Source organism: Hansschlegelia beijingensis (assembly GCF_045505405.1).
Lineage (GTDB): Bacteria > Pseudomonadota > Alphaproteobacteria > Rhizobiales > Methylopilaceae > Methylopila > Methylopila beijingensis_A.
Genome location: NZ_JBJKEX010000143.1, coordinates 1 through 7129, shown reverse-complemented (window position 1 = coordinate 7129; position 7129 = coordinate 1). Strand labels below are relative to the sequence as shown.

The following is a 7129-nucleotide window of genomic DNA, read 5'->3' as shown; positions in this document are numbered from 1 at the left end:
GGAGGCGTCGCTGGCGGCGACGTTCGTGGCGCCGGCGGCGGGGCGTCGCCGCTCCCGATGACGCGATCGCCGGACTGGTCCGGCCGGAATCCAGGGCCATCCTGTCAGGACTGCCGGAACCCGTTCTGGTGCTCGATCGTCGCGGGCTCGTGCTCGCCTTCAACGAGCACGCGACGGCCGCGCTGGGCGAAATCCGCACAGGCGAGCCGGTCTCTTTCGCGCTCAGGGCGCCGGAAGTCCTGGATGCGGTCCGGGCCGTCTCGGCGTCGGCGGAGCCGCAGGTCGTCTCCTATATGGAGCGGGTCCCGGTCGAGCGGTGGCGCGAAGCGCATGTCGCAGCCGGCGGCGTGAGCCCGCGCCAGCCATTCACGATCATCGTCACGCTGCGCGATCTCACCGAGCAGCGGCGGTCGGAGAAGATGCGGGCCGACTTCGTCGCCAACGCCAGCCATGAGCTGCGCACGCCGCTCGCCTCCCTGCTCGGCTTCATCGAGACCCTGCAAGGCCCCGCCCGCAGCGATCCCGACGCGCGCGAGCGCTTTCTGACGATCATGCGCGCGCAGGCGAACCGAATGTCCCGGCTGATCGACGATCTGCTGTCGCTGTCCCGGATCGAGCTGAAGGCGCATGTTCGCCCACGCGCGCTGGTCGATCTTTCTGCGCTCGCCCGCGGGGTGACGGACGCCTTGGGGCCCCTTGCGGAGGAGCGCAGCGTCGAACTTCGGCTGACGGTCGATCCCGAAGCCGTCTTCGTTCACGGCGACCGCGACGAGCTCATCAGGGTCGCCGAGAACCTGACCGAGAACGCGATCAAGTACGGGCAGTCCGGCGGCAAGGTGGACGTCTCGGTCCGACGTGGTGTCGGGGACGCCGCGTTGCTGGTCGTGCGCGACTACGGCCCCGGCGTCGCCCCCGAGCATCTGCCGCGTCTGACCGAGCGGTTCTACCGCGTCGACGTGGCGGAGAGCCGCGACAAGGGCGGGACAGGGCTCGGGCTCGCGCTCGTGAAGCACATTGTGCAGCGTCACGGCGGACGCCTGCTGATCGACAGCGTCCCGGGGCAGGGGGCGAGCTTCACGGTTGCGCTCGCTCGCGCGGAAGACGAGCCGCACGACGCATCGGAGCTCCCGCTCAAACAGGCCGGATAAGCCTCATCCTCTTGGGGCCTCGGCCGTCATCCAGCTGTCATGTCGGCGTCATAGAAGAGTTGCGCTGGAGCGGTAGACCTCCGGCAGCCTCGATCGCGAACCCCGCGGCCGTCGGCCAAAGCTCTCTTCGACGAACGCAGCAGGAGCAGATCGTGAAGCTCACTCGAATTCTCGGAGCGGTCGCCGCTACGATGCTGATGGCGGCGCCGGCCTCGGCGCTCGACATCTCCGGCGCCGGCGCGACCTTCCCGTACCCGGTCTACGCCAAGTGGGCCGAGGCCTATAAGAAGGAGACCGGCGTCGGCCTGAACTACCAGTCGATCGGCTCCGGCGGCGGGATCAAGCAGATCCAGGCCAAGACCGTGACCTTCGGGGCCACCGACGCTCCCCTGAAGGGCGATCAGCTCGACAAGGCCGGTCTCGTCCAGTTTCCGATGGTGATGGGCGGCATCGTGCCGGTCATGAACGTCGAGGGCGTCGGCCCCGGCGACCTGACCCTCGACGGCCCGACGCTGGCGAAGATCTTCATGGGCGACATCAAGAGCTGGGACGATCCGGCGATCAAGAAGCTCAACCCCGAGGCCAAGCTGCCCTCCAGCGCGATCGCGATCGTGCATCGCTCGGACGGTTCGGGCACGACCTTCAACTTCACCAACTACCTCTCCAAGGTCTCCCCGGAATGGAAGGAGAAGGTCGGCTCCGCGACCGCCGTCCAGTGGCCGACCGGCCTCGGCGGCAAGGGCAATGAGGGCGTCGCCAACTATGTCGCCCAGACCAAGGGCTCCATCGGCTATGTCGAATACGCCTACGCCAAGCAGAACAAGCTCGCCCACGCCAAGATGATCAACAAGGACGGCAAGGCCGTCGAACCCGTGATCAAGTCGTTCCAGGCGGCTGCGGCCAACGCCGACTGGAATGCCGAGCCGGGCTTCGGCATCATCCTCACGGACGAGCCGGGCGCCGACAGCTGGCCGATCACGGCCGCCACCTTCATCCTGATCCACAAGCAGCCGAAGGATCCGGCCGCCGCGACCGAGGCGCTCAAGTTCTTCGCCTGGGCCTATAAGGGCGGCGCGGAAATGGCTGAGGCGCTGGATTACATCCCGATGCCGGAGAAGGTGGTCTCCGAGGTCCAGAGCGTCTGGGCGAAGGAGATCAAGGGCGCCGACGGGCAGGCGCTGTACTCGGCCACGAATTGAGCCTTTAGCGGCTCTCCGCGGAGGCGGCCCCAAGTCGCCTCCGCTCTCCTCCCTCCCTCCCTTCCTGCTCGAGACCAGCCCGCATGACCGACGCGTCGCTGCAAGCGCCGACATTGTTGCTTAAGCCGGACGCCGCGCGCGCGAGCCGCCTGCGCTCCTTCCGCCTCAAGGACAACGTCTTCCGGCATCTGACGCGCGCCTCGGCGCTGGCGGTGCTCGGCATATTGAGCGGAGTGATCCTCGCGCTGGTGATCGGCGCATGGCTGGCGCTCTCCACCTTCGGGATCGACTTCCTCACGACCGAGAGCTGGAACCCGGTCACCGAGAAGTTCGGCGCGCTGGCGCCCATCTATGGAACGGTCGTGACCTCGCTGATCGCGATGCTGATCGCGGTTCCGGTCGGCCTGGGGATCGCGATCTTCCTGACCGAGCTTTGCCCGCCCGTTCTGCGCCGGCCGATCGGGGTGGCGATCGAGCTGCTCGCCGGCATCCCGAGCATCATCTACGGGATCTGGGGCCTGTTCGTGTTCGCGCCCTTCCTGCAGGCGACGCTGCAGCCCGCGCTGATCTCGACCTTCGGCTCGGTGCCGATCCTCTCGACGATGTTCGCCGGACCTCCCTACGGCATCGGCATCCTCACGGCCGGCCTGATCCTGGCCATCATGGTCCTTCCCTTCGTCACCTCGGTCTCGCGCGACGTGTTCGAGACCGTCCCGGCGGTGCTGAAGGAGGCGGCCTACGGCGTCGGCTGCACGCGCTGGGAGGTGATCCGCCGGATCGTCATCCCGTACACCCGGGTCGGCCTCGTGGGCGGCGTCATGCTCGGGCTCGGCCGCGCGCTGGGAGAGACGATGGCGGTGACCTTCGTGATCGGCAACGCGCACCGGATCTCCGGCTCGATCCTCGCGCCGGGAACGACAATCTCCGCCTCGATCGCGAACGAGTTCACGGAAGCGGTCGGCGAACTCTACACCTCGTCGCTGATCGCGCTCGGCCTCATCCTCTTCATCATCACCTTCATCGTGCTTGCGATCGCGCGGCTCATGCTGCTGCGCCTCGAGCGCCAGCAAGGGTCCTGACCGATGTCGCTCCCGGCGCCCGTCGCCCACTCCGCGAGCCGCCCGCGCTATATGCGCCGGCGTCGCCTGAACTTCGTCATGATGAGCCTTTCGCTCGCCGCCGCCGCCTTCGGGCTCCTCTGGCTGCTCGCGATCCTGTCCACCCTCGTGTTCAAGGGCGTCGGCGGCCTGTCGCTTGACGTCTTCACGCAATCGACCCCGCCTCCCGGCTCCCAGGGCGGTCTCCTGAACGCGATCGTGGGAAGCCTGATCATGACGGCGATCGGCGTCGCGGTCGGCACCCCGATCGGCATTCTGGCGGGCACCTACATGGCCGAGTACGGCCGCCACAACCGCCTCACCACCACGGTGCGGTTCATCAACGACATCCTGCTGAGCGCGCCCTCGATCGTCATCGGCCTGTTCGTCTATGAGGTCGTGGTGATCCAGATGGGCAATTTCTCTGCCCTTGCGGGCGCGCTCGCGCTGGCGATTCTCGTGGTTCCGGTCGTGGTGCGGACCACCGAAGACATGCTGAACCTGGTGCCCAACCAGCTTCGCGAAGCCGCTTCGGCGCTCGGCCTGCCGCGGGCGGTCGTGATCCAGCGGATCGCCTATCGGGCTGCGCGCGCCGGAATGATCACAGGCGTGCTGCTCGCGATCGCCCGCGTCTCGGGCGAGACGGCGCCGCTGCTGTTCACCGCGCTCAACAACCAGTTCTGGAGCTCGGACCTCAACGCTCCGATGGCGAGCCTGCCGGTCGTGATCTTCCAGTTCGCCCTAAGCCCCTACACTGACTGGCAGCAACTCGCCTGGACCGGCGCGCTGCTCATCACCCTCGCGGTGCTCACGCTCTCGATCGCCGCCCGTATCCTCGCAGCCGGGAGTCGGAAATGACCAGCACTGATGTCGCGCGCGCGGCCATGATCGCCCCCGTGTCCGCCGCCCGGTCGGCCGCCCAGCCGAAGGTTCATGTCGGCGCCGGCCAGGCTGAGAAGATCACCGTCCGGGACCTCAAGTTCTTCTATGGGGACTCGATCGCCCTCAAGGGCATCGACCTGCCGATCTACGAACGCAAGGTGACCGCCTTCATCGGTCCCTCGGGCTGCGGCAAGTCCACGCTGCTGCGGGTCCTCAACCGAATGTATGACCTCTATCCGAAGCAGCGCGCCGAGGGAGAGGTGCTGCTCGACGGCATCGACATCCTGTCGCCCAAGCTCGACCTCAACCTGCTGCGGTCGCGCGTCGGGATGGTGTTCCAGAAGCCGACGCCGTTCCCGATGTCGATCTATGAAAACATCGCCTTCGGCGTCCGCCTGTACGAGACAATCTCGAAGTCGGAGCTCGACGGCCGCGTCGAGGCGGCGCTCAAGCGCGCGGCGCTGTGGAACGAGGTCAAGGACAAGCTGGACGCCAGCGGACTCAGCCTGTCGGGCGGCCAGCAGCAGCGGCTCTGCATCGCCCGCAGCATCGCGGTGCGACCGGAGGTGATCCTCCTCGACGAGCCATGCTCGGCGCTCGATCCGATCTCGACCGCCAAGATCGAGGAGCTGATCGACGAGCTCAAGGCCGACTATACGATCGCGATCGTCACCCACAACATGCAGCAGGCGTCGCGCACCTCAGAGTACACCGCGTTCATGTATCTCGGCGAACTCGTCGAATTCGGCGAGACCGAGCAGATCTTCATGAGCCCTCATGACCGACGCACGCAGGACTACATCACGGGCCGCTTCGGCTGAGATGTTGAGACGTCTCGGCTTCAACGTAGATGAGAGCACCAAGTCCATGACCGACCATATCGTCAGCGCGTTCGACGCCGACCTCAAGGAGCTTGGCGACAAGCTCGCCGAGATGGGCGGTCTCTGCGAGAAGCTGGTCGCAGAGTCGATCGACGCCCTTCTGCGGCGCGACACGGCGCTGGCCAAGCGGGTGATCGAATGGGACCGCTCGATCGACCGCCTCCAGGCCGAGGTCGAGGAGAACGCGATCCGCACGATCGCCCGGCGCGCGCCGGTCGCCATCGACCTGCGCGAGGTGGTGGCGGCGCTGCGCATCGCCAATGACCTGGAGCGGATCGGCGACCTTGCGAAGAACATCGCGAAGCGCGTGGTCGCGCTCGAGGGGCAGTTCCAGCCTCCCAAGCTCGCCGGCGGCGTCGCGCACATCTCGGATTTGACGCTCGCGCAGCTCAAGGACGTGCTCGACGCCTATACGCGTCGCGACGAGACCAAGGCGATCGAGGTCTGGAACCGCGACGGAGAGATCGACGCGCTGTACAATTCGCTGTTCCGCGAACTCCTGACCTACATGATGGAGGATCCGCGCAATATCGGCTTCTGCGCCCATCTGCTTTTCTGCGCGAAGAACATCGAGCGGATCGGAGACCACGCCACCAACGTGGCCGAGACGGTCTATTACCTCGTTCATGGCGTGCCGCTCACCGACGAACGGCCGAAGGCCGATCTCACCAGCGCCACCGCCATCGACTTCGGCCGCTGACGGGGGCCCCGATGAAGCCGCGCGTCATGATCGTCGAGGACGAAGAGGCCCTGACGACGCTCCTCCGCTACAATCTCGAGGCTGAAGGCTACGACGTGGACACCGTCGCGCGTGGCGACGAGGCCGAGATCCGGCTGCGGGAGTCGCCGCCCGACCTGCTGTTGCTCGACTGGATGCTGCCGGGCGTGTCGGGCATCGAAATATGCCGGAGGCTGCGCACGCGGCGCGAGACCGAACTGCTTCCGGTCATCATGCTTACTGCGCGAGGCGAGGAAGGCGAACGCATTCGCGGTCTCGCGACCGGCGCGGATGATTACGTCGTGAAGCCGTTCTCGGTGCCGGAGCTCCTCGCCCGTGTCCGCGCCTTGTTGCGCCGGGTCAAACCCGAGCACGTCTCGCGAACGCTGAAGGCGGGCGACATCGAGCTCGACCGCGAAAACCGCCGCGTGCGTCGCCACGCCCGGGAGGTCCATCTCGGACCGACGGAGTTCCGGTTGCTCGAATTTCTGATGCAGTCGGCCGGGCGGGTCTTCACCCGGGAGCAACTGCTCGATGGCGTCTGGGGCCGCGACGTCTATGTCGACGAGCGGACGGTGGACGTCCATGTGGGCCGCTTGCGCAAGGCGATCAATCGCGGCCGGAAACCGGATCCGATCCGGACGGTTCGTGGCGCCGGCTATTCGTTCGACGAGACGTTCGCGCGCCAGCAGTAGCGATCATCGGCGTCTCACTCTCAGGCGAGACTACGGGGCTCATGACCGGACCCGAACACGGCGGGCCGAGCTCGCAGCGGGCGGGGACGGGAGCCGACACGCGCCAGGTTCGCCGATCGGCCGCAGCCATAGCGGAGCCGAAACAAAAAGACCGGGCCGAAGCCCGGTCCGTCGCGTCACCGACTGCGGACGCTGACCGCAGCCCGGCAGGGCTGTCGGCCAGCGAAGACGTCAGTGCGTCAGGGCCGGAGCCGGGCGGCGGTCGCGCCGCCGGTCATGCGCCGGCTGGTAGGCGATCGCCGCGTGATGGCTGCAGTACGCGTCGCCGGGCGACGAACGGCCGCCGCAGAAGCGGAACTCGGCCTGGCTGGGATCGCCGAGCGGCCAGCGGCACATGTTCTCGCGGAGCTCCATGATGGTGACCCGCTCGCACACCAGCGCCGCGTTCTCGACGACCTCGAGCGGCACGAGGCGGGGCGCGGCGATCGGCCGGGGAGCCGCGACGGGCG

At 67.3% G+C, this 7129-nt stretch carries 8 protein-coding genes; 7 read left to right on the top strand and 1 reads right to left on the bottom strand.

Annotated elements, in window-relative coordinates; translation table 11 throughout:
• The 7 genes from ACIKT0_RS10390 to phoB form a co-directional block, all read left to right on the top strand.
• A partial coding sequence (locus ACIKT0_RS10390; RefSeq protein ID WP_407105277.1) for an ATP-binding protein occupies positions 1-1148 on the top strand: 1148 nt, incomplete at its 5' end.
• Positions 1149-1300: 152 nt separating this feature from the next.
• Positions 1301-2347, top strand: a complete 1047-nt coding sequence (gene pstS / locus ACIKT0_RS10385; protein ID WP_407105276.1) for a phosphate ABC transporter substrate-binding protein PstS — start codon at positions 1301-1303, stop codon at positions 2345-2347.
• Positions 2348-2430: 83 nt separating this feature from the next.
• The gene (pstC, locus tag ACIKT0_RS10380; protein WP_407105275.1) at positions 2431-3426 is read left to right on the top strand and encodes a phosphate ABC transporter permease subunit PstC; all 996 of its coding nucleotides are present in this window, start codon (positions 2431-2433) and stop codon (positions 3424-3426) included.
• A 51-nt stretch (positions 3427-3477) separates the two neighbouring features.
• The gene (pstA, locus tag ACIKT0_RS10375) at positions 3478-4302 is read left to right on the top strand and encodes a phosphate ABC transporter permease PstA (protein WP_407105274.1); all 825 of its coding nucleotides are present in this window, start codon (positions 3478-3480) and stop codon (positions 4300-4302) included.
• A gap of 26 nt (positions 4303-4328) precedes the next feature.
• Complete coding sequence (gene pstB / locus ACIKT0_RS10370; RefSeq protein ID WP_407105278.1) at positions 4329-5147, top strand: phosphate ABC transporter ATP-binding protein PstB; 819 nt, start codon at positions 4329-4331, stop codon at positions 5145-5147.
• Between the two features lie 46 nt (positions 5148-5193).
• Positions 5194-5907 (top strand): phosphate signaling complex protein PhoU, encoded by a 714-nt coding sequence (phoU, locus tag ACIKT0_RS10365; protein WP_407105273.1) that lies wholly within the window; start codon positions 5194-5196, stop codon positions 5905-5907.
• An 11-nt stretch (positions 5908-5918) separates the two neighbouring features.
• Entirely contained in the window at positions 5919-6620 is a 702-nt protein-coding gene (phoB, locus tag ACIKT0_RS10360; RefSeq protein WP_183396618.1) for a phosphate regulon transcriptional regulator PhoB, read from the top strand.
• A 231-nt stretch (positions 6621-6851) separates the two neighbouring features.
• On the opposite strand, the gene ACIKT0_RS10355 is transcribed toward phoB, so the two are convergent.
• A partial coding sequence (locus ACIKT0_RS10355) for a GcrA family cell cycle regulator (protein WP_407105272.1) occupies positions 6852-7129 on the bottom strand: 278 nt, incomplete at its 5' end.